Genomic DNA, 20,423 nt, shown 5'->3' with positions numbered 1-20,423 from the left:
TGCCCGAAAACGCGGGAAAATGGCGTAAAATGGCAGGTATGAATCGTTTGAAGTTACTGTTTTTTATCGAGCCAGATGTGGACGAGGACGTATCCTCTTACGATAAAGCGATGCTCGTGGTCATTGCCTTAAGCTTCTTACCATTGATGGCAGGCAATGAGATTCCGCTGTGGCTGCAATGGCTAGACATGCTCTGCACGCTGATATTCTTGGTCGACTACATTTTGCATTGGATTTGTGCCGACTTGTCTGAAGCTATCGAGCACAAGCACCGTAGCCGTCTGATGTGCTTCCTCCTATATCCCTTGAGGCCCATGGCCATTATCGATTTGCTGTCCATTCTGCCGGGATTTTTCCCTATCAACCACGGTTTGCGCATTTTCCGGCTTATTCGTCTGCTTCGCATCATCCGAGGCATGATGATTTTCCGCAATATTCGTCGTCGCCGCTCCGTGGATTTGCTGGTCAAAGCATTTAAAAAGCAGAAAGAATCCTTAAGCATTATTTTTTGCATAGCAGTGGGCTATATTTTTATCTCTGCCTTAATTGTCTACAACGTGGAGCCGCAGACGTTTAAAAGCTTTTTCAACGCCTTATACTGGGCCACGGTGTCCTTAACTACTGTGGGCTATGGAGATATTTATCCGGTAACCGCCGTGGGCAAGTTGTTTACCATGCTTTCTTCAATTTTGGGCATAGCCGTCATCGCGTTGCCGTCGTCTATTTTGACGGCTGATTTGATGATTATTTTGAATGAAAGCGATGATGATACTTCAAATGATGTGGTCGCAAGCCCAGGCCATCCGGCATATACGATTGTGAATTCTATTGTGCTCGATGATGATGAGAAAACGAAAGATTCTGCCGACACAGAAAAAGATTTACCCGATTATTAATGTGTCATTATTTGTTCACAAAAAATCGTCTCCCTGCGAGTGGTTGCCGGCAGGGAGACGATTGCGTATGTGGAGTCCGAATAGATTAGATCTTCTTTACCATAGTAATAGAGATGATATAAGCCACCGCATAGAGACCCGCCAAAATAATGAAGACGAGATTGTAAGAACCCGTGGTGTTGAGCACGGTAGCGGTAATCTGATTACCGGTTAAGCCTGCAAAAGCCCATGCAGACAACGCAATACCGTGGATGCCCGAAATTTTCTTCATACCAAAACGGCTGGAAAGCAAGGCTGGCAAGGTGCTGAAACCGCCACCGTAGCCTGCGTTTACGACGAGGAGCATAATAACGACGAGCACGACTAGGGTGCTGACACTGATGCCTTGGGTAGCGAAGACCACAGCAGTAGCAATCAAGCTGGATGCGAAGATAATCTTGTACACCGTATTGCGATCACGCATGAAGTCGCTGATCATGGAGTAGCCTAAACGGCCCAAAGCATTGCTAGCTGCAGTGAGCATCTGGATAATCGAAATAACGGCAATGCCTACACCCAGCACCTTGAGCAGGGACTTTTCATAGGAAATCAGCGCAAGGCCACAGGTGATATTGAGGTAGAACATGAGCCAAATGCCTACGAATTGCTTGTTCTTAAAAATGCTAAAGTCTGGCTTGGTGCTAGCGGAGGTGTCTTCCTTCCAACCTGCAGGCTTTTCGAGGAGGAGGTGGCCGATGAGCATCATGACGAAGTAGACTGCGCCGAGGATGTAGAACATGGATGGAATGCCCACTTGCTCTTCCAAAGTATTCATAACTGGGCTAGCAATAGCCTTTGCCAGGCCAAAGCCCATAATGGAGATGCCGGTGCCCAAGCCCTTGTTATCGGCAAACCAGAGCATCAAGGTTTTCACAGGTGTGATATAACCGATGCCCAAGCCAATGCCCATAATGACACCGTAGAAAAGGAAGATAAGAATCAGACTGGCAATTGGTCCCAATTGGTTGGTGAATTGTGCAGTCAAGCCTGTGCCAATCATGCCTACGGTGAAGCAAATGCAGGCGATGAGTGAAGCTTTGTGGATATTGTGTTCTACAAACGACCCTGCAAAGGCAGCAGACATTCCGAGGAAGAAGATTGCAAGGCTAAACGCCCATCCCAGTACAGAAGTTGGCACTCCGACTTCCGCGGATAAGCTTTCGCTGAAAGAAGACCAGCAATACACTGTACCAATGCTGATGTGAATGAGAAGCGCTGGAATTGCAGCCACTGTCCATTTGTTTTTCACAAGGAACCTCATTGAAATAGACAATAAAAAAGAAGCCCAAAATCTCTGGGTTTCTTTTGCCCAGACGGTCGGCTTCTTACGGTTATACTCCCATGTGGTTTTCCACTTCCGTCAGTCATATAACACTTCTACTGTATCAGAGGGGTGGAATGGACGAGCACCTCCCAGATGTGAGTCTCGTCACTTTTCACGTTCTTGTATGCTCTATCGTGCCGATTATCTTACAATCAAAATATGAGTTTTACAGCCCGCGCTTTTGGCGTATTTGATGTGGAAGGTTTAGAGCCACGCATGACAGCTATTCGAGCAGAGCTGTGGCCTTTATTTAATACCTATGGAGCAGCAATCTCTCAGCGTGTTAGTGATTCTTTGCATCTGGAGGAGCCGCTTGCGGTGCATATTGCTCAGCATTTGCGCCGTACCACGCATGCGCCGGAGAGCACGTGGGTGGCCATCGGTGGGGATAAGCGCGGCTATAAAAAGTATCCGCATTTTCAAATCGGCATTAACGATGAGTATGTGTTCATTGCGTTAGCGTGTATTGATAGACCTGTGCATATCGTGGATATTGCGCAGGATTTTGCTCAGAATGGGGAAGACATCCGCGCGCTTTCGCAGGATTTTGTCCTCATTCCAGATCACACGAAGAAAGCATTTTTCCGTATACAGGACGTGGCTTTAGAAGAGTTTTTTGCACGAGTAGCGCAGGTAAAAAGTTCTGAATTTATGATGGGACGGTTGGAAAAACCGGGCTCGCCGACCTTGCGCAGTGCGAAGGCCTGTAAGGCTTGGATTTTGTCTACTGTGGACGAGCTCATACCCCTATACGCGCGGGCGATGTCTTGGTATGAGGCTTAATTGTGAGTCACACCCGTGCGCGCTAGAAGAGTGGTGCAAGTAAGCGCAGGATAATATCCGCAAACTGTGTCAAGGATGCCTTATCCGAATACCTCTCGGACACATCCTCGCTGACGGCTATCGTCTGCTGGAAATCTTGTTTCACTTGGGCGATGGCATCGTATCCGTAAAAGAGTACCGCGTTTTCAAAATGGTGATACAAACTGCGGTAATCGAAATTAATCGTGCCCACGATGGCGAGCTCATCATCGATGAGCACCTGCTTTTCATGGATAAAACCAGGAGTGTACTCATGGATATGCACGCCGTGTGACGTCAAACGGCCGTAATACGAACGTGTAACGCGGTAAATCAGCTTTTTATCTGGGATGCCCGGCGTAATAATATGCACGTCCACACCACGCTGTGCAGCGAGGGACAGTTCGCGATTCATTTCATCCGAAATAATGAAATATGGTGTGGCGATATACACGGATTCTTTGGCATTTTTTATGGCATTCAAATACACATTTTCACTGGTAAAGGCATTATCTGTAGGTGTATCGGCATAGGGTGCGATAAAACCGGTGTGCTGAGCCGTGTACTCATGGATGGTCAGATATGCGGAGAAATCCTCTTGGTCTTTGTCCGCGTAATGCCACATTTCCAAGAAGGATGCGGTAAGGCTTTGCACCGCGTCGCCTTGCAGGCGCACGCCCGTGTCTTTCCAATGGCCGAAGGGGTTGACGAGGTTGAAGTATTCGTTTGCGAGATTATATCCGCCAGTAAATCCGACCTTGCCGTCGATGACTGTGATTTTTCTATGATCACGATTATTCATAAAAATATTCAGCACCGGATGTAGAGGATTGAAAACCTTGCATTGAATGCCCATAGCATTCATTTTTGAAACGAATTTACGATTGATAAAACCTAAGGAACCCACCTCATCATACACAATGCGCACTTCTACGCCCGCGTGTGCGCGTTCTTGCAGAATTGTGGCAATTTTATGGAAGGATGCGCCATCTTCGATAGCATGGTAGTCCATAAAAATAAAGTCTTGAGCCTGGGCTAAATCCTCAAGCTGCGCAGTGAGACCGTCTGTTGCATCTGCAAAAAATTGCACATCTGTATTGCTGTATACCGGGAAATTTTCTTGATTCTGTAAATATCTAAACTGATTAGCTATGCCTTTGTCTGTGGCGTCCAACTGCGCTAAAAGTTGAGGATTTTTAGAGAGCTGCTGCGATAACTCCTTATGATTCTTATTAAATGCGTCTTTGCTGCGGCGAGTGGCGGTGGGCGTGCCAAAGAGGAAATATACGATGAGTCCCACAATTGGTATAACGCCGATGAAAATTATCCACGTAATTTTAAAGGCTGAATTGGTATCGCGCCCGACGATGTACAAAATAACAAAAAAGGCGATGGCGCTCAGTACAGAGGATGCCCATGCGATGCGCTGCTCGAATCCTAAGAAAAACAGGATGATAACGGCGAGCTGGAAGATAAAAGCAAAAGCGACAAAAAACATGCGAATGACGCTGTTTGCGCTGTCAGTTTTAATGTTATGTGCCATCTCTTCTCCTCATCGTCTGCTTGATATTTATTGTAGACGAGGCTGTAGCGGCGTGCGCAGTCGCTAGCTCACGGCAAAGTCTAGGATTTCTCGGGTTATAAGATTGTGAGACTTTGCACAAATATGTTCCAAGGGTTTATTGAGCCGGTAAAATATGAATAAACGCCTAGGCTAAAGGAACAAGGGCAGGAGACGAGGATGTCACAGGATTTCACACAGGATTTTGCACAGAAGGGCACTCATAACAATGCAAGTACGTCTCCTACCGGGCCGATACTGGCGGTACCTCCACAGCAGGAGAATGAAGAATCTGCACAGTTCGCATCAATACAGTACAACCCAGTTGTCCACGCGCATTCTGAGCAGGATACGTACGCTCCATATAGCCAAGAGTATTCACAAGGCAATGCATCGTATAGCCAGGGCTACTATGGCTATGATCAAGGCTTGGAAAGTGATGACCCTCAGCACAAGCATGCCTCAGACGATGAATCGAGATATGCCGTACCACAATCAGCGTATGCGACCTCGTCATCTTCGAGCCCGCATAGTCCACGGCATCCTCATATCCCACAACGCAGGGCGATACCGTCTCACTCGAGTTTTAGTTTCACAAGCGCTCTGACCACGATTTGCTATGTTATGTCGATGCTTGTGCTCTTATTCGCTTGGTCGAGAGGACTGTGGTAAATATCTCCAGACTGCTGAGGAATTAAGCTTCGTTCGTGCGCATGTTTGCCTTTCGTGGTGTACTATCGGTGGTGCATGGGATGGAGGCTGGAGTTATGACACAGGAGCAGACACAGGCATACAATCAATCACAAGCGCGGACAGAAGCAAAGTCGCGCGAATACGCCATCGATGCCCGCAATATTGTTAAACGTTTTGGTGATGTCACTGCGCTTTCCAACTTTAGTCTTCAGGTCGAAACGGGCACGATTTTCGGTCTTATTGGCCCAAATGGAGCGGGAAAAACCACCTTTATGCGCACACTTCTCGACTTTCTTAGACCCACCTCCGGTGAGGTATCCGTGCTGGGGCACAATGTGCGCACAGCATCGGCTACATTGCGTACACAAATCGGTTATTTGCCGGGTGAGTTGCGGCTCGATCCGAATGTGAGTGGTCACAGCCTCATCAACTATTGGGCAGGGTTGAGCAAACATCCACGACAAGCACGCAAATATGCGCGCTCGCTGGCGAAGGAATTCGATATTGACTTAAAACGCCGAGTGGGCACGCTCTCCAAGGGCAATAAACAGAAAATTGGTATTATTCAAGCCTTTATGCACAGTCCCGAACTGCTGATTTTAGACGAACCCACTTCAGGCCTCGATCCAGTGTTGCAGCAGAATTTTCTTAATCTCGTGCTGCGTGCCAATCGGGACGGTGCTACGGTGTTGCTGTCTTCTCATATCCTTTCTGAGCTGGAGCATATTGCCGATAGGGCAGCGGTGATGTATAAAGGACGACTGGTGAGAGAAGCAACCATCGCACAGCTACGCGAATCCACACGACGACATCTGAGCGCTCGTCTGATGGGAGCTGAAATAGGCAATGTGCGGATTGCCCTAGCCAGCGCAGGCCTGAAGGTGGCAGCAAGTCCGGCTGAGGATTCGGTGATGATTGAAGGCGACGTCGAAGGTCAAGCAAACCAGATCATTCACGCTCTTTCTCAGTTTGATGTCCGTGATCTTCTCATAAGTGAACCATCCTTAGAGGAGTCTGTTCTTCATTTCTATGAGGCTCAGGAGGCGCGCAAATAATGTTTGCGGTTTTGCGATATGATCTGTTGCGTGGCTGGCATGCATTGCTGGTGTGGTGTGCTGCTCTCGTGGGCGTGCTCGTTTTATATAGTGCGTTTTACCCCTCTATGGGTATGGGCGATGGCATGAGTGAATTACTCCAACAACTGCCACAAGGTCTTGTAGAGGCTCTTGGATTTACGGATATTACCAGTGGCGCTGGTTGGGTGCATTCCACGTTCTTCTCACTGCTAGGTTTGTTCCTCCTCGTGGGAGCCGCGGTATCGTGGGGAAGCGCTGCCGTGGCAGGCGCGCAGGAGAGCGGATTCCTCGAGCTGACTCTTTCTCGAGGCGTGTCTCGCACAGCCTATTTCTGCGGACGATTACTAGGCATTATTGTCCGTTTCCTCATCGTCGGGCTGATTATTGCTCTGAGTTTGTTTGTCATTAACGAGCCTGCGGAGCTGTCTTTGCAGTTCGACAATGTGCCTGCGCAAATGTGTGCGTTTCTAGCACTCGGCGTTCTTGCCTCGAGTATTTCCCTCGCAATAGGCAGTGTGACAGGCGTGCGGCAGTGGTCGATAGGCGCAGGCGCTTTTATCATCGTTCTCGCATATGCCCTGAATATGATTGGACGTTCAGCAGATTCTTACGACTGGTTGCAAGACGTGTCGCCCATTTCTTGGGTATATAAAAATACGCCGCTGATTCATGGATGGCAGCTCACAGGCCTAGCAATTACGCTGGGTGTTTCCATACTTTTTATCGTCATAGGTCTTATTGCTATAAATACACGTGATCTTGATAATTAGGTGTCGTGTTTTCGTGGGAAGGGACATTCGTGGCTTTTGATTTTAAAAAAGAATTCAAAGAATTATATATGCCTCCTCTGAAGCCGACTCTAGTAACCGTCCCTCGGATGAACTACCTTGCCGTGCGCGGTTCAGGAGATCCAAACGTGACAGATGGGGCGTATCAGCGCTCCATAACCTTGCTCTATGGCGTGGCCTATACGCTGAGAATGAGTAAAAATACAGAGTATACAATTCCTGGATACTTTGACTATGTAGTGCCGCCTCTGGAAGGTTTTTGGTGGCAGGAGAGCGTGCAAGGCGTGGATTATACGCACAAAGAAAGGTTCGAATGGATTTCCGCCATACGATTACCAGATTTTGTAAGAGCGGATCATGTCCAATGGGCGGTGGAGCAGGCGATGCAGAAAAAGAAAATAGACTTTTCAGCAGTCGAATTTTTCAGCTATGACGAAGGACTCTGCGTGCAGTGCATGCATAGGGGGCCGTATGATGATGAACCTGCCACCGTTGAACGCATGCACGCGTATATGCAGGAGCACGGTTATACGTTAGACATCACAGAGAAACGCATGCATCATGAAATCTATCTCAGTGATGTGCGCAAGGTGACTCCAGACAAGCTCAAAACGGTGACACGACATCCGATAGTACAGCAACGCGGATAATCAGCGTTATCAACGTCTAGGCGGTCAGCTCGGCACGTGGACACAATCCTACTGATAAGCTGGAGATAGGCAAAGGCGTTGATTACACGGTTTTGCTGGTTTACTCTCCATGACGGTCTGCATAGAAGGAGGCCCCGAGTGACCAACCAGATTATGAATATTTCTCACCTGTACAAATCCTTTGGGGATGTGAAGGCCGTCAACGATCTTAGTTTTCACGTCAACGAAGGCGAGCTCTTCTCCTTCCTCGGTGTGAATGGTGCAGGCAAATCCACCGTCATCAACATTATGTGCGGTCAATTATCCAAAGACTCAGGAACGGTGGAAATTTGCGGTACCAACCTAGACGCGGAGCCGGATTTAATTCGCCGTCAGCTCGGGGTTGTTTTCCAAAACTCTGTACTGGACAAAGAATTAACCGTGCACGATAACCTCGTCAGTAGAGCAGCACTGTACGGGATATACGGCGCGCAATTCGAAAACAGACTGGCGGAGCTTGCGGATATTCTGGGATTTGAAAATCTGCTTAAGCGGGCAGTGGGGAAGCTTTCCGGAGGGCAACGACGTCGCATCGACATAGCACGTGCATTGCTTCACCACCCACGCATATTAATCCTCGATGAACCCACCACCGGCTTAGATCCTCAGACAAGACAATTACTCTGGTCGGTTATCGACGAACTGCGTCGAACGAGCGGACTCACCGTCTTTCTCACCACGCATTATATGGAAGAAGCCGCAGACGCGGACTATGTGGTCATCCTAGACAGCGGCCAAATCACGGCAGAAGGCACGCCACTCGAACTTAAAAACAGATATACCGGAGATTTCATTACGCTGTACGGGGTAGAAGCATCCGCAGTAGCACAACTGGGTTTGCCTTTTGACACGCTGAAAGATTCCTTCCGCATAGCCGTCCCCAACACAGCTGCAGCTACTGAGCTCATCGTGACATGGCCGCAGTTATTTACAGACTACGAAATTACCAAAGGCAAGATGGACGACGTCTTTCTCGCAGCCACCGGCAAGAAACTAGTGGGAAGTGATGTACGATGACAGCATTACGCATACTTGTGTGGCGAAACACCAAACTGTACTTCAAAGATCGCGGCATGTTTATCTCCTCCATGATGACACCCATCATCCTGCTCGTTTTGTACGCCACCTTTCTCAAACGCGTATTTGAAAACTCTTTCACAGCAGCCTTTAGCGCCGCAGGCATGACTATCAGTGACAAACTGCTCAACGGGCTTGTCGGCGGACAACTTGTGTCATCGCTGCTTGCAGTCAGCTGTGTGACCGTAGCCTTCTGTTCTAATCTGCTTATGATTCACGACAAAGTGAACGGTGCGCGCAAGGACCTGACCATGGCGCCGGTGCGCGAAAGCACGCTGAGCATTGCATATTATCTGTCCACCTTGCTGTCCACATTGATAGTCAACGGCATCGCGCTCGCCGTCTGCTTGGGATATTTAGCCACCGTGGGGTGGTATATCAGCGCGAGTGAGGTGGCACTTCTCGCCCTAGATGTGTTTTTGCTGAGTATGTTTGGCACCGCCATATCCTGCTGTATCAATTGTTTACTCAGCACGGATGGGCAGGCCTCAGCTATGGGCACCTTGGTCAGCGCCGGATACGGCTTCGTGTGTGGTGCGTATATGCCTATCTCCAGCTTTAGTTCGGGACTGCAAAAGGCATTGTCCTTCCTGCCCGGCACGTACGGCACCAGCCTTGTGCGCAATCATGCCATGGGTGGTGCTTTCCGCGAGCTAGCCTCGGACGGTTTGCCCGAAGAAGCGGTCAAAGCCATGCGGGATGCGGCAGACTGCAACCTTTATTTCTTCGGCAAACAGGTGCAGATGGGCACGATGTACACGATTATGGTGGTGAGCATTATCGTTCTGATTCTTGTGTACGTGGTGCTCAGTAGATGCGCCACCTTGCGCAAGCGTAGATGAAGCCAAACTAGTGGTTTTTCGGCTGATACTACCGCTTTCTTCCATTTTCTTATTTGTGAACGAAAGGAAGTAAACGGAGCAACTGTATTGATGTGTATCCACTTCCATACCGGCCACGCGGACGGGGTGGAGGAGGCCCAAGCGCGCTGATGTGGTTGGAAGAGCTCCTCTTTGCTGAGTGCGTGTACGAGCTGCATGACCTGTATGACCAAGCTGTGGAATTGCTGCGTTAATTCCTCAGCCGTAGCCGTTTCCCAACGCTTATAAAAGGACTCATACAAGCGGCCTAGCTGATTCCATTTATATCCTTCAGCAGGTGTAGCAACGTCTTTTCCTGCTTGCTCGTCACGCTCCCAGCCGAGGAGTAAGTCCATCCAGCCGAGTTGATAGGCAATCATCTGCCGAGGCGTGCGATCCACACCTTCTACGAAAGAATCCCAGTCTTCTTTGGAGATATCCTCAAATTCATGGATAAATAATTGGCTGGTTTTCTCAATGTGCACAGCGAGATCTGCACCGGATTCATACGATTTCACGAAGCAGTACCTCCTTGCACGTTCCCTGTCTTGTACCATCGTAATAGATATGTATGGAACGTGTCTGGCTGTGTCTGAAAAGCCGCGGATGGAAGGGGAGTAGTTATGGATGCAAATGAGGTGCTTATGAATGTTTTACACGATTACGCTACCGCAAAAACGGCCGCATTTAGCGCAAAATTAGCGCCGACGGTCGATTCGGGGCGTTTTCTGGGCGTAAAAAGTGCAGATATGAAGACTGTCTCACGGTTGCTACTTGCCGGGAAACTGCCGATTAGCGCCGCCGCATTTCGCGCATCGACTCCGCATCCCTATGTGGAGCTCGATATGGTGCACGTTCACACGCTGAATGCGCTGAAAAATGCTGATCAGTGGCGTGAGGCATGCGAGGAGTTCTTGCCCTATATCGACAATTGGATGGTTACGGATTCCTTCGATCCGGTGCTTCTGCATGGGAAGCGCAGTCTGGGCAGTGAGGCTGCGGAGAAGATTATTTGTGCTGGTCATGATTGGCTCGGAAGCTCATGCGGAGGAAACACAGATGCTGTGGCGCACACTTATACAGTCCGTGCTGGTGTACTTGTGCTCCTCCAGGCTTTGCACAAAGGCCATTTTGCGCCGGAACAGCTCGAATGGGTGGCATCAGTGCGGCACCCGGACTACTATGTCTCCATTGCCGTGGGCTGGTATTTCGCCACTGCCTTCGATAAATATGAGCAGGAAACACGACCTTATCTGGAGGAAAACGGGCGCTTACAGTTGGACACACACCGTCTGGCTGTGCGCAAAATTATCGAGTCACGCAGAACGTCTGCTGAAAATCTAAATTGGGCTAAGGCGAAACGTGCAGAATTGACACAGCGTGCGAAAATGATGAAATCAGTAAATATTGAAAAAGAAAAATAAAAGTGGATGCTTAGTGACCCATTTTGATACAAGACCCTGGGTGGGTGCAGAACTGGGCGTGGTGGGTGCAACTTGCCGTGTTGGCGAATCACCTCATCGTTTCGGTGGGATCGCTAGGTAGACGGGTTCGTCTGCACCGATCTCATCAAGGACCAGATTGTCTGGGAGAGGACGTTGCATCGCTCCACCTGCCGTAAACGTCTTTCGAGACAATGGGGGTACCTCGAAAGAGTCTTCTAAGCTCAGCCGGAGGAACGCGTCTCTGTTACGGACAGACTCAATTCGGAGGGCGGTAGCGCAGGGGTTAACGATCGCGTACTGGATGCCTTTAACCCATTCGATTCGCGGGTGCAGCGCAGTGTTGCCTGATGCGAGGGTGTTGTGGAGGTCGGCTCCGGACTTTTCAACCGCCTCCGCAATTGCGGGCAACTCTTGTTGGAGAACCTCGACCTGCTGTTGTACAGCACCCAGGAGGCTTTCAGCGGTCTGCACTGCCTTAGCCGCGCGTTGTTCGGCTAGGTTCGCTTGTCTGTGCTCTTCTTCTGCTTCGGTTTTCGCTTTCTTCGACAGGTTCGACCGATAGTACGAAAAGCCGCCACCAGCTATTGAGATCACGGCAGCTGCAGCCGAAACCCACGATGCAATATCCATGCCTCAATTCTAGGCTTCTCAGTGACAGTACCATCCGGAATGAACGGAGGGGCAGAGTCTTTAACTAGCTTGTATAGGTCGACGTCATCCTTGAATTCAGCGACGTGTATCGCCCTGGTTGAGCCCTGTACACTTGTAGGATCTCACCCTCTTGTTGATGTTGCAGGAACACTGCTAGGAACAGTAACTCGGTCAGGGTGATGACGCCTGAGACTGGATCAGAGAATCCCAGGGTAAAGGCTCGACGAGACGATCCAGAGACGGCCAAGACAAGTCACTCTGCGTGGTGTCAGTTTGCGGGCAGGGTGCGGCCGTCTTTGAGCGTGAAGGTGATGGTTCCGTCGGTGTTGATGGTGGCATGGTCGATGAGGGTTGCCCAGGCATCGTCGCTGTATTCGATGCTGGGGTGCTGGCTGCGGTACCGGTGGATCTGGCGGATCTGGATTGCCCGGTGGTTCTTCTATTCGATCTGCGCCTCGACCTGTTCGATGCGATGGGTCTGCTGCTGATATTTCTTTTCGCGCTCAGCGAAGGATTGCATGTAGTCGTCTTGGTCTTGTGTGTTGTGGGCGTTGGTGGCCACGGCCTGGTTCATGCGAGTGACCAACGCGTCGTGCTGAACCTGCAGCTGCGTGAGTTTGCGTTCTTCGCCGCTGATGTCGCAGGTCGTCTTGATGGCTTCGTCCAGCACCTGCTGGCTGGGTGACGGAGCGAGACTGGCTATGTCTTGGGTGAAGGCGTCACGGATGGCGTCTTCGCTCAGGTGTGGTGCGATGAAGGAGGTATGGCGCTCGTATTTGTTGTTGCACCGCCAGATGTGCCGAGCGTATTTGCTGTTTGAGTGCCAGGTTTTGCACCCATACCATCCCCCACATTGGCCGCACTTGATGTGCGAGGCGAAGGGGTGGGTGGTGGATGCGCCCTTGGTTTGGCGTCTGGCGAGTTCGGTTTGGACGATGTCCCACGTGTCGGGGTCGATGATCGCCTCATGGCTGGCGGTGACGTGGTACTGGGGTATTTCCCTTCGTTGGATTTGGTGCGTTTGGCGAGGAAGTCCACGGTGAAAGTCTGTTGCAGCAGGGCGTCACCCTTATATTCTCGTTGGTCAGGATCGACCGAATGGTCGTGGTGGACCACACGCGCTTGCCCGTGGTGTGGGCACGCCCTCAAGCGTGAGCGTCTTGGCGATCGTCTTGGGTGAATGCCCGGTGAGGAAGTCGGCGTAGATGCGCCGTACGACCTTGGTCTGGCCGGGGTCGATCTCGGGCTGGCCGTCAGGGCCTTTGCGGTATCCCAGGAAGTTTGAGTAGGGCATGAGGAGCTTGCCGTCGGCGAAGTGTTTGCGGTGCCCCAGGTAACGTTTCGCTGATGGAGCTGGATTCCTCCTAGGCCAGGGAGCTCATGATGGTGATGAGCAGTTCGCCTTTGTAGTCCAGGGTCCAGATGTTCTCCTTCTCGAAGAACGCCTCCACACCTTTGTCCTTCAAGGCGCGCACGGTGTCAGGGAGTCGACGGTGTTGCGGGCGAAACGCGTCACGCGACACGTTTTTCGCGATGATCAGGTCGATGCGTCCCTGCAGTGCATGGCGGATCATGGTTTGGAAACCGTCGCGGTGCTTGGTGGAGGTGCCGGTGACGCCTTCGTCTATCTAAAAGCCATCTTTGATACAATTTTACATTCTGACGGGTTCATTTTTGGTCGGACGGGTTCAAAATTTTAACCTTTCCATAGACAGGGTAAGAAAAAAGCCTCCGAACCATAATGATTCAGAGGCAATCTTTGTTATTCTGTCTTTTCGTATTCTTTGTTGACCAGGTTAAGTCCGTAATCCTTCAGTTCTCCATTAATTGCATCCTGCAACCATCCTGCCACAGACTGTTTCTGTTCTTCAAAGGAAAGCCAGACAGCCGGTGTAGCAATGATCGTATGAGCAGTAAGATTTCTGGGATCGTCATACCAGCCTACACCGTCAAAGATGAAGAGACTCACACCAGCTTCCTTGAATAACGGGATATTCCGTTTTAAAGTCTCCTGGAATTCATCTCCCTGAGATTCGTCCACATCATTCTGCATGGATAATCCGTTTTGCAGAGAATGCTGTACTTTGGCCAGATCGCCATCTCTTGTGGAACAGTCAAACATCAGATGAATACCATCACCGTATTTTTCATGCAATGCCTTAAGACTATCCATAGTCAGATTGTTTGTCGTGAGTTTGTCTGATATTTCCTTTGGAGTTTTCCAGACATTCTCCGCAACATCTTTCCAGCCGTCATACTCGATCAAAGACGCGTCGACCAGCACATTCTTATTCTCCGCGTTTGGGAAGTAGTTGGTATAGATGTCATCAGAGAGCAGCGCCGTCGCAAACCCACCTGCAGAATAGCCTGTGACGAGTACTGTATCAGCGTTTTCGATTCCTGCTTTCTCCATGATCTCTTTCATAGCCAGGGTATAGTTGTTGTAGCCGTTATGATAGAGGATCTTGTCTTTTCCGTCTGTATCGACATAATGGAACTCACCGGTACCGGAGTGAAAATCTCCGGTGGCATAAGGGAACAGTATGATTGTCCAGTCATTGAACGGACTTCCTTCCACATCGGATGCAATACCGCCCATATTCATGGTCGTATTTGCCAAAAGATCCGGCCAGAGCTCTTTGGTATTGTAAGTGTCTTCTTTTGCACTAACCTCGTCTACGGATACTCCGCCTCCGGCGAAGTAGATCATCACATTGTTTTCGGACCCTTTGCGAAACAAGGCATGATAGTGGTTTCCTTCGGAATCCTTCATTGCAGTATCAGACACACGATACCATTTACCAACTTTGGGATCATTCTTGATCTCCGGATAATTCACCACGAATTTGATCACACATCCGGCAATGATCAGCAGCACGAGGCATATGATTCCCATTACTTTCAAGATCTTCTTTAATACTTTCACCTCTATTCCTCCAGATCGATCCTCTGTCCCTGATAGTCAGGATTGTTTAACAGTTCAGGGCTGTCACCGATAAATGCTCTGGCGGCTTCTTCGTCACCTTGCAGCTGCCATCTGAACCATGCCATAACATAGCCGCCGGCGGAATACATCATCTGATCGTGAGTCATGCCGATCCTTCTTGCCATTGCCTTCGGTGATGTGATCTTGTCATACTGCTCGTTCAGCAGCTCGATCGGGATCACGGTATCCATTTCGAACTCACCCTCAGTGCCGGCCATGATAAGGATAGGGCATTTTACCAGTGATGAATCATACGTATAATCCGTAACCTGTGCTGTCATATATTCACTGACCGGTGAAAGCGGTACGGCAGTCTTGATATATTTGGCTTCTTCATACTTGGTCAGCACATTAAAAACACCGGCTCCGCCCTGTGAGAAACCAGTCAGACCGATATTCTCAAGATCGATCTTATGATAGAATAGACTGCCTTCATCTTCGTTCAGGACAAGCATATCGTTTAAGACTTTTACGGTAGTCTTACCGGTTCCGGTTCCTTTGTCCTGTGTGCCCACAACGATAAAGCCCCATGAGGCATACATCTCAAACTGCGGTTCATATTTGGTAGCCTTTCCACCGGTTCCGTTCATGACCAGAATCATCGGATATGTTTTATCAGAATTCTCCATCTCCTCCGGATAGAAAACAGATACCTTCTTTATGGGATTCTCTTCCTTGAATGTTGTCTTGTTTACCGTGAGATTACCACCCAGAAGATATTTTGCTTCAATCTCGCCGCCGGTCTCTATCTCTTTATTGTATCCATTTTTAATATCTGCCTTATTGTCGGAATAGAGATACCAAGCACCGAAAACAGCGGCCAAGGCGACAGGAACTGCGATCAAACCAATCACAACCTTTTTCCATGTCTTCATTTTCCTTTTTTCATTACTCATAACAGATAACCTCTCAACATTTTTTTCACAATACCTTGACAACGAGGCATCCGTTGCGGTATTAAGTGATGGAACAATTATACCATCAAAAGACTAAAATTAAGATGTTTACGAAAATTGGCACAAAAGAAGGGTGAATGTACCATCATGGGAAATGCAGAGAGAAATTCATTTGTGAAGGCGCAAATTACAGAAGCAACGATCCGACTCCTCGGCGAGAAAGAGCTGTTTGAAATATCTATCAGCGAAATCATAAACAAAGCTGAGGTCAGCAGGAATTCTTTCTACCGCAATTACACCGATAAGACCGATGTGATACTGCAGTATTTGCGAAAACTTTACAGCGAATGGGATACAAAACTTCACGAGAATGGCGAAATATCTAATAATGAGCTATATGCGAGTCTGTTTGGACACATCAAGGCAAACAGCGAGTTTTACCTGCTTTTAAAGCACAGAGGACTTTCCCATCTGTTCCTTACAGTTCTAAATGAACAGAACGGAGCACAGTCTTCTGATGATAACCTGTGGGCATATATTAAGAGTTATCTGACCTACGGTACTTTTGGTTGGATCGAAGAATGGGTTAAACGAGGGATGAAGGAATCGGAAGAAGAAATGATGGCACTTTTGCAGAGTCAAGATAAACAGCAGCAATAAAAAGCGCCTCCGAGTCACAAATGGTTCAGAGGCGTTCTTTCTATTGATCTTCACACAGCTATCTCCATTCCGTTCCGGAAGGTCACTCTGATGTCATCCTTGTCGTAAACTGTGATGTAATCGCAGAGTGCGTACCACGTTCCATCATCGAAAATCTCGACCTGCTCCGGCAGTGAGCGCAGCAACTCCATGAAGTTTTCCATCATCTGCCGCTGCGCCTGTTTCTTGGTGATTGCCGCCTGTGTCTCGTCCAGCTTTGCTTTCGCTGTGTCAAACCGCTGAACCAGGGCATCATAGCGTTTCTCGTATTCAGTCTGATCTTGCGCCACACGGGCGTTCTCATCGATGTATTTCTGTATCAGTTCTGCGACCGTGTTTACCTCGCCGTTCAGCACCTGGACCTCCGCCTCAAGAGCCTCGGTCGAAAAGGCCGTATCCCGGATTTCTTCAAATCCTGCGATGATGAGTTATCGTTCCTTGCCGAGGATGTTCAGAGCCTTCACGAAAAGCTGCTTGATGGTTTCTTCATCCAAGTGCGGCGTGGTGCATTTTTCTCCGCCGTCAAACTTGTGATTGCACTGCCAGATGACATTTCTGTACTTGTCGTTGGAGCGCCACACCTTCGAGCCATACCAGGAACCGCAGTCCCCACACTTTATCTTGCTGGAAAAGATGCTCACACAGCTGTTGCGATTCTTCCCCGGTTCACGAGCCTGCATCAGAATCTGCACCTGGTCAAATACCGCAGGGCTGATGATTGCCTTGTGGTTTCCTTCCACATAGTACTGCGGAACCTCGCCCTCGTTCTTCTTTTTCTTCTTGGTAAGAAAGTCCGTGATGTAAACCTTCCGCAAAAGGGCATCGCCTTTGTATTTCTCGTTGGTAAGGATGGATGCAACCACAGCCTTGCCCCATACCTTCTTGCCGCCCGGAGTCGGTATGCTTTCCTCTGTGAGCAGCTTGGCGATTTGGTACGGCGACCGTCCTTGCAGGAAGTACCCGTAGATTTTGCGGACGATTTTTGCCTGTTCCTCATTGACCACAAGGTTTCCGTCCTCGCCCCGGTCGTAGCCGAGGAATCGTCCAAAAGGAACCGTGACCTTGCCGTCCGCACACCGCTTGCACCAGCCCCCTGTGCAGTTCTCGGAAATGCTCTGGCTTTCTTCCTGCGCATGGCTCGACATGATGGTGATGAGAAGCTCGCCCTTGGAATCAATTGTCCATATGTTCTCTTTTTCAAAGTAGCACTCGCAGCCGTTGTCCTTCAGCTTTCGGATGGTGGAGAGGCTGTCCACGGTGTTCCTTGCAAATCGGCTGAAGCTCTTTGTTATGATGAGGTCGATGCGTCCGGCAAGGGCATCCTCTATCATTTTGTTGAAGCCCTCACGCTTGAAAGCGTTACAAGCGGTTATGCCTTCGTCAGAATACAGTCCGACAAACTCCCAATCATCACGGCTGCGGATGTACTCGGTGTAGATGCCCGCCAGCTCCCACTCGGTGTGGTCGTGGATGTAGCTCGTGTAGTAATCGATCTGCGCCGCGTAGGAGGTTTACTGCTCCTCCAGGTCGGTGGACGCGCGCGTAGGCGGCGACCCGACGGCTGGGCGCCTGCGCGGTGGCGGTGCGCTTTCCGATCGGCCGGGTGGCGTGGATCGCGGTGACGGTGCGGTTCATGCCGGATGTTCTCCTCGGCCAGGGCGTGGGTGGTGGCGGTGCCGTCGGCGTAGTGGAGGGTGAGTCGGTCGGGGTGGGCGGACAGATAGTCGGAGGGTTCGGGCATCGCCTCGTCCGACAGAAGCGCGCCTTCGCCGATGTCTTCGCCGTCCAGGTCGAACGGGTCGAACGATGCCGGCTCGGCCAAGCGGGTGGCGTCCTTGCCGGCGTTCATCTTTTCGACCAACGGCTGGGGTTTCGCGCCTGAACGTACGCGTCGTCCGCCCCCTGTGGGTTCCGTCTTTGGCCATAGGTCACCTCCCGTTTGTATAATAATCGTGCTTTTCGGTTCTGGGGTCTATGTGAGGTGCGGGTGGTTGGGTCTTTCAAACTGTTTATTCGTACCTATGTGTATTGGGTAGGGTTCATCCTCGGCTTTGCGATATTTCCCGGTTATCTGCTCTTCGCTACCGGACTCACCTTGGTGAACCCTTCATTGTGGCTTGCACCTCTGGCCGGGCTGCTTCTCCTTGTCATTGATCGACCATCAGCATGGGAGACGCCGCAGTGGCGATCATGGCTGATCCGAGTGCTTGGTGCAGGATTCGCGACCGCCGTGCTCGTCGCGTATGTATCCGTTTCTGCCCGCTACGGTTCTCGCCACTGGTTTGAAACGTCCCTATCTCTCGGTCTGGGTTGGGTTGTCTTCGCTGTCGTGTCAGGACACATGCTTAAGGGCCGCTCCGCCCGACTCGACGTTCCCGCCCGCATGGGAAGGGATGCGCTCCGTGCATACGCGGCATGGGGCGGGATCGCTTTCGGGATTTTCTATATCCCGGCTACGGGTCTGTCTGCGGCCGGCACCCTTTGGATGATTCTTCCCCTTTTGGGCACGTTCTTCGTCGGTATCGTCCTTTTGGCGGCCGACCCGCCACGTCGATGGCCGCAACCCCGATTCGTGTCGCTGTGGATACGACTTCTTGCTAGCGGGGCCGCGGCATTCCTATTCACCGTAACGAGCTCGGTGTATTGCGATGCGCGCACACACGAGGTCTACATCGGCGACTGGCAGGAAAACCTGGTCTTCTGCATGGGCGCTTGGGGACTTTATGCTGCAATGGCTACGATAGTATCGCTTATGCGGAATGTCAGCCAGAAACCATAGGCAACCTCAGTAGATGAATTCGGCCAAGGCTTGGCACGCTGCCTTCTTGACTTCTTCGCTGGGTTTAACGCCCGAGTAGCCGTATGTACCCCTGAAGCCACCTGTAAGAAGATCGACATACCTGTCATCCAACGGACCTTCAAGTTCTTGTAGAGCCTGTTTTTTGCGGTTCCTTTATCGCTTGCACCGATGCTCTCCGGGATTGCCTTGAATCGCTGGGATAGCGAAACGAGATTGTTGTAGTAACCCCTCAGCGTACGGGACAGAAGGTTCGAGTCATCGGCTCTTGAGCCTTTCAGCATCGCAGTCAGTCTGATTGACTCCCTGTCGCTACATAGGTCGGAGTAGTTACAGTTGTTCGGCAGATTATCGGGGATGGTCAAACCGCGAAGTCCGGTATGGTTCCTGTCGTCCTCCCTTGGCCAACGAGCGCCCGAGCGATTGCGACGGCATTTGAACCCGGATTCGGGTCGACTACCCTTGAATCGGGCCGAGTGCCGACGCCAAATCGCTTGCCCAGCCAGTCCATTTATCTGGAACAAACGGGTTAACATTGATGTAGCCCAGAGTGGTCACGCTCATATGCGCGACGTCTACTGCGCCACCCGCAGGATCTGTCCAATCCTTTCGATCAGAGCCAATCCACTTATTCAAGGCTGAGATTATCGGGAGCGCTTGAGCATCTTCTTCCAGCCTTTTCACGTCCTCCTCCCGATATGCTTCAGCCGACGCAGACCATTTTGAGTTTCCCGTTCCATCCATTCAAGCTGGTATGCGATCATCTGACATGGTGTACGGTCAACACCATAGACGAGGAAATCCCAAGTTCCTTCGGGCATGTCCGCAAATTCATCGATAAACAAGCCGCCAGACTTAGCAATTTGTTCAGCTAACGCCGCACCGGATTCATATGATCTCACCTGATATTCCTCCCTCACAATAGAGGGCTACCGAGATAGATCTCCGAGCACTTTTTAACGCAAGCCCGATGTCAGTGATCTTGGCTATGTAGAAAGGGTATGACCTAGGCATCTATAGCCCAGCCACGGCACAAACGGGATGCTCTCAGAAGCTCTGAGCTACGAACAAAACCTCGCTATTTCAACGAAAAACACCCATTCGAACCTCCGCCCTCAGTCCTGAGAGCTTTGTATCCAAATGGG

The 20,423-nt window shown here is 50.3% G+C and carries 25 protein-coding genes, 2 pseudogenes and 1 riboswitch; of the genes and pseudogenes, 14 read left to right on the top strand and 13 right to left on the bottom strand.

The genetic code is table 11. The features are described 5' to 3' along the window. Nucleotides 1–38 precede the first annotated feature (38 nt). Nucleotides 39–896, top strand: coding sequence for a potassium channel family protein (locus D570_RS08185; protein WP_083907363.1), 858 nt, complete (start codon nucleotides 39–41; stop codon nucleotides 894–896). Nucleotides 897–981: 85 nt separating this feature from the next. On the opposite strand, the gene D570_RS0101635 is transcribed toward D570_RS08185, so the two are convergent. Further along, the gene (locus D570_RS0101635) at nucleotides 982–2,184 is read right to left on the bottom strand and encodes an OFA family MFS transporter (RefSeq protein WP_018142660.1); all 1,203 of its coding nucleotides are present in this window, start codon (nucleotides 2,182–2,184) and stop codon (nucleotides 982–984) included. 51 nt (nucleotides 2,185–2,235) lie between these two features. Continuing rightward, nucleotides 2,236–2,313, bottom strand: a riboswitch (ZMP/ZTP riboswitch). A 105-nt stretch (nucleotides 2,314–2,418) separates the two neighbouring features. Here D570_RS0101635 and D570_RS0101630 point away from each other — a divergent pair. Next, nucleotides 2,419–3,042, top strand: a complete 624-nt coding sequence (locus tag D570_RS0101630; RefSeq protein ID WP_018142659.1) for a DUF1054 family protein — start codon at nucleotides 2,419–2,421, stop codon at nucleotides 3,040–3,042. Nucleotides 3,043–3,064: 22 nt separating this feature from the next. On the opposite strand, the gene cls is transcribed toward D570_RS0101630, so the two are convergent. Further along, nucleotides 3,065–4,603 carry a cardiolipin synthase gene (cls, locus tag D570_RS0101625; protein ID WP_018142658.1) on the bottom strand — a complete coding sequence of 513 codons (1,539 nt, stop codon included), beginning with the start codon at nucleotides 4,601–4,603 and terminating at the stop codon, nucleotides 3,065–3,067. Nucleotides 4,604–4,801: 198 nt separating this feature from the next. Here cls and D570_RS0101620 point away from each other — a divergent pair, with 198 nt between their 5' ends. From D570_RS0101620 to D570_RS0101595, 6 genes are all read left to right on the top strand, one after another. Beyond that, entirely contained in the window at nucleotides 4,802–5,293 is a 492-nt protein-coding gene (locus D570_RS0101620) for a hypothetical protein (RefSeq protein ID WP_018142657.1), read from the top strand. A 95-nt stretch (nucleotides 5,294–5,388) separates the two neighbouring features. Next, nucleotides 5,389–6,369: an ABC transporter ATP-binding protein gene (locus D570_RS0101615; RefSeq protein WP_018142656.1), complete on the top strand. Its 981-nt coding sequence runs from the start codon at nucleotides 5,389–5,391 to the stop codon at nucleotides 6,367–6,369. Next, nucleotides 6,369–7,160: an ABC transporter permease subunit gene (locus D570_RS0101610; RefSeq protein ID WP_018142655.1), complete on the top strand. Its 792-nt coding sequence runs from the start codon at nucleotides 6,369–6,371 to the stop codon at nucleotides 7,158–7,160. Before D570_RS0101615 ends, D570_RS0101610 begins: the two co-directional genes overlap by 1 nt. A 29-nt stretch (nucleotides 7,161–7,189) precedes the next feature. Further along, nucleotides 7,190–7,828: a GyrI-like domain-containing protein gene (locus tag D570_RS0101605; protein ID WP_018142654.1), complete on the top strand. Its 639-nt coding sequence runs from the start codon at nucleotides 7,190–7,192 to the stop codon at nucleotides 7,826–7,828. A 138-nt stretch (nucleotides 7,829–7,966) separates the two neighbouring features. Beyond that, nucleotides 7,967–8,884 carry an ABC transporter ATP-binding protein gene (locus D570_RS0101600; protein ID WP_018142653.1) on the top strand — a complete coding sequence of 306 codons (918 nt, stop codon included), beginning with the start codon at nucleotides 7,967–7,969 and terminating at the stop codon, nucleotides 8,882–8,884. Further along, the gene (locus D570_RS0101595; RefSeq protein WP_018142652.1) at nucleotides 8,881–9,786 is read left to right on the top strand and encodes an ABC transporter permease; all 906 of its coding nucleotides are present in this window, start codon (nucleotides 8,881–8,883) and stop codon (nucleotides 9,784–9,786) included. The genes D570_RS0101600 and D570_RS0101595 overlap by 4 nt, the downstream gene beginning before the upstream one ends. 47 nt (nucleotides 9,787–9,833) lie before the next feature. Here the strand turns inward: D570_RS0101595 and D570_RS09595 are convergent. Further along, nucleotides 9,834–10,361 (bottom strand): annotated as a pseudogene (locus D570_RS09595) (ClbS/DfsB family four-helix bundle protein); the annotation flags it as partial. 66 nt (nucleotides 10,362–10,427) lie between these two features. On the opposite strand from D570_RS09595, the gene D570_RS0101585 reads away from it, so the two are divergent. Further along, the gene (locus tag D570_RS0101585) at nucleotides 10,428–11,228 is read left to right on the top strand and encodes a DNA alkylation repair protein (protein WP_018142651.1); all 801 of its coding nucleotides are present in this window, start codon (nucleotides 10,428–10,430) and stop codon (nucleotides 11,226–11,228) included. Between the two features lie 93 nt (nucleotides 11,229–11,321). Here D570_RS0101585 and D570_RS0101580 read toward each other — a convergent pair whose 3' ends face one another. Further along, complete coding sequence (locus D570_RS0101580; RefSeq protein WP_018142650.1) at nucleotides 11,322–11,879, bottom strand: hypothetical protein; 558 nt, start codon at nucleotides 11,877–11,879, stop codon at nucleotides 11,322–11,324. A gap of 358 nt (nucleotides 11,880–12,237) precedes the next feature. Here D570_RS0101580 and D570_RS09590 point away from each other — a divergent pair, with 358 nt between their 5' ends. Further along, nucleotides 12,238–12,585: a hypothetical protein gene (locus D570_RS09590; protein ID WP_156812199.1), complete on the top strand. Its 348-nt coding sequence runs from the start codon at nucleotides 12,238–12,240 to the stop codon at nucleotides 12,583–12,585. 75 nt (nucleotides 12,586–12,660) lie between these two features. On the opposite strand, the pseudogene D570_RS09725 reads toward D570_RS09590, so the two are convergent. Beyond that, nucleotides 12,661–12,768, bottom strand: a pseudogene (locus tag D570_RS09725) (recombinase family protein); the annotation flags it as partial. Between D570_RS09725 and D570_RS09580 the strand changes: the two are divergent. Continuing rightward, nucleotides 12,754–13,080, top strand: coding sequence for a hypothetical protein (locus D570_RS09580; protein WP_245531844.1), 327 nt, complete (start codon nucleotides 12,754–12,756; stop codon nucleotides 13,078–13,080). The pseudogene D570_RS09725 and the gene D570_RS09580 sit on opposite strands and share 15 nt — an antisense overlap. Here D570_RS09580 and D570_RS09720 read toward each other — a convergent pair. From D570_RS09720 to D570_RS0101555, 4 genes are all read right to left on the bottom strand, one after another. Further along, the gene (locus D570_RS09720; RefSeq protein ID WP_211204874.1) at nucleotides 12,985–13,194 is read right to left on the bottom strand and encodes a recombinase family protein; all 210 of its coding nucleotides are present in this window, start codon (nucleotides 13,192–13,194) and stop codon (nucleotides 12,985–12,987) included. The genes D570_RS09580 and D570_RS09720 overlap by 96 nt on opposite strands. 70 nt (nucleotides 13,195–13,264) lie before the next feature. Further along, nucleotides 13,265–13,474: a hypothetical protein gene (locus D570_RS09515; protein WP_026181767.1), complete on the bottom strand. Its 210-nt coding sequence runs from the start codon at nucleotides 13,472–13,474 to the stop codon at nucleotides 13,265–13,267. A 188-nt stretch (nucleotides 13,475–13,662) separates the two neighbouring features. Next, on the bottom strand, nucleotides 13,663–14,826 hold the full coding sequence (locus tag D570_RS0101560; protein ID WP_026181766.1) for a pectin acetylesterase-family hydrolase: 1,164 nt from the start codon (nucleotides 14,824–14,826) through the stop codon (nucleotides 13,663–13,665). Between the two features lie 2 nt (nucleotides 14,827–14,828). Continuing rightward, nucleotides 14,829–15,782, bottom strand: coding sequence for an alpha/beta hydrolase family protein (locus D570_RS0101555; protein WP_156812198.1), 954 nt, complete (start codon nucleotides 15,780–15,782; stop codon nucleotides 14,829–14,831). A 117-nt stretch (nucleotides 15,783–15,899) separates the two neighbouring features. Here D570_RS0101555 and D570_RS0101550 point away from each other — a divergent pair, with 117 nt between their 5' ends. Next, nucleotides 15,900–16,442 (top strand): TetR/AcrR family transcriptional regulator, encoded by a 543-nt coding sequence (locus D570_RS0101550; RefSeq protein ID WP_156812197.1) that lies wholly within the window; start codon nucleotides 15,900–15,902, stop codon nucleotides 16,440–16,442. A gap of 50 nt (nucleotides 16,443–16,492) precedes the next feature. Here D570_RS0101550 and D570_RS09510 read toward each other — a convergent pair whose 3' ends face one another. Both D570_RS09510 and D570_RS08850 read right to left on the bottom strand, forming a co-directional pair. Then, nucleotides 16,493–16,837 (bottom strand): hypothetical protein, encoded by a 345-nt coding sequence (locus tag D570_RS09510; protein WP_018142644.1) that lies wholly within the window; start codon nucleotides 16,835–16,837, stop codon nucleotides 16,493–16,495. A gap of 72 nt (nucleotides 16,838–16,909) precedes the next feature. Beyond that, the gene (locus D570_RS08850; RefSeq protein WP_245531839.1) at nucleotides 16,910–17,854 is read right to left on the bottom strand and encodes a recombinase family protein; all 945 of its coding nucleotides are present in this window, start codon (nucleotides 17,852–17,854) and stop codon (nucleotides 16,910–16,912) included. Between the two features lie 203 nt (nucleotides 17,855–18,057). Here D570_RS08850 and D570_RS08170 point away from each other — a divergent pair, with 203 nt between their 5' ends. Both D570_RS08170 and D570_RS0101535 read left to right on the top strand, forming a co-directional pair. Then, a complete protein-coding gene (locus tag D570_RS08170; protein ID WP_169331209.1) occupies nucleotides 18,058–18,363 on the top strand; it encodes a hypothetical protein in 306 nt (101 codons plus the stop codon). Between the two features lie 105 nt (nucleotides 18,364–18,468). Beyond that, nucleotides 18,469–19,260 carry a hypothetical protein gene (locus tag D570_RS0101535; RefSeq protein ID WP_018142449.1) on the top strand — a complete coding sequence of 264 codons (792 nt, stop codon included), beginning with the start codon at nucleotides 18,469–18,471 and terminating at the stop codon, nucleotides 19,258–19,260. A 474-nt stretch (nucleotides 19,261–19,734) separates the two neighbouring features. Here D570_RS0101535 and D570_RS09505 read toward each other — a convergent pair whose 3' ends face one another. Together D570_RS09505 and D570_RS08160 are read right to left on the bottom strand one after the other, a co-directional pair. Further along, nucleotides 19,735–19,962: a hypothetical protein gene (locus D570_RS09505; protein WP_018142448.1), complete on the bottom strand. Its 228-nt coding sequence runs from the start codon at nucleotides 19,960–19,962 to the stop codon at nucleotides 19,735–19,737. Then, nucleotides 19,959–20,180: a ClbS/DfsB family four-helix bundle protein gene (locus D570_RS08160; RefSeq protein ID WP_018142447.1), complete on the bottom strand. Its 222-nt coding sequence runs from the start codon at nucleotides 20,178–20,180 to the stop codon at nucleotides 19,959–19,961. The genes D570_RS09505 and D570_RS08160 overlap by 4 nt, the downstream gene beginning before the upstream one ends. Between the last annotated feature and the right edge of the window lie 243 nt (nucleotides 20,181–20,423).

It is taken from the genome of Alloscardovia criceti DSM 17774, assembly GCF_000376885.1.
GTDB classification, from domain to species: Bacteria; Actinomycetota; Actinomycetes; order Actinomycetales; family Bifidobacteriaceae; genus Alloscardovia; species Alloscardovia criceti.
This window is presented reverse-complemented; position numbering and strand designations above follow the sequence as displayed.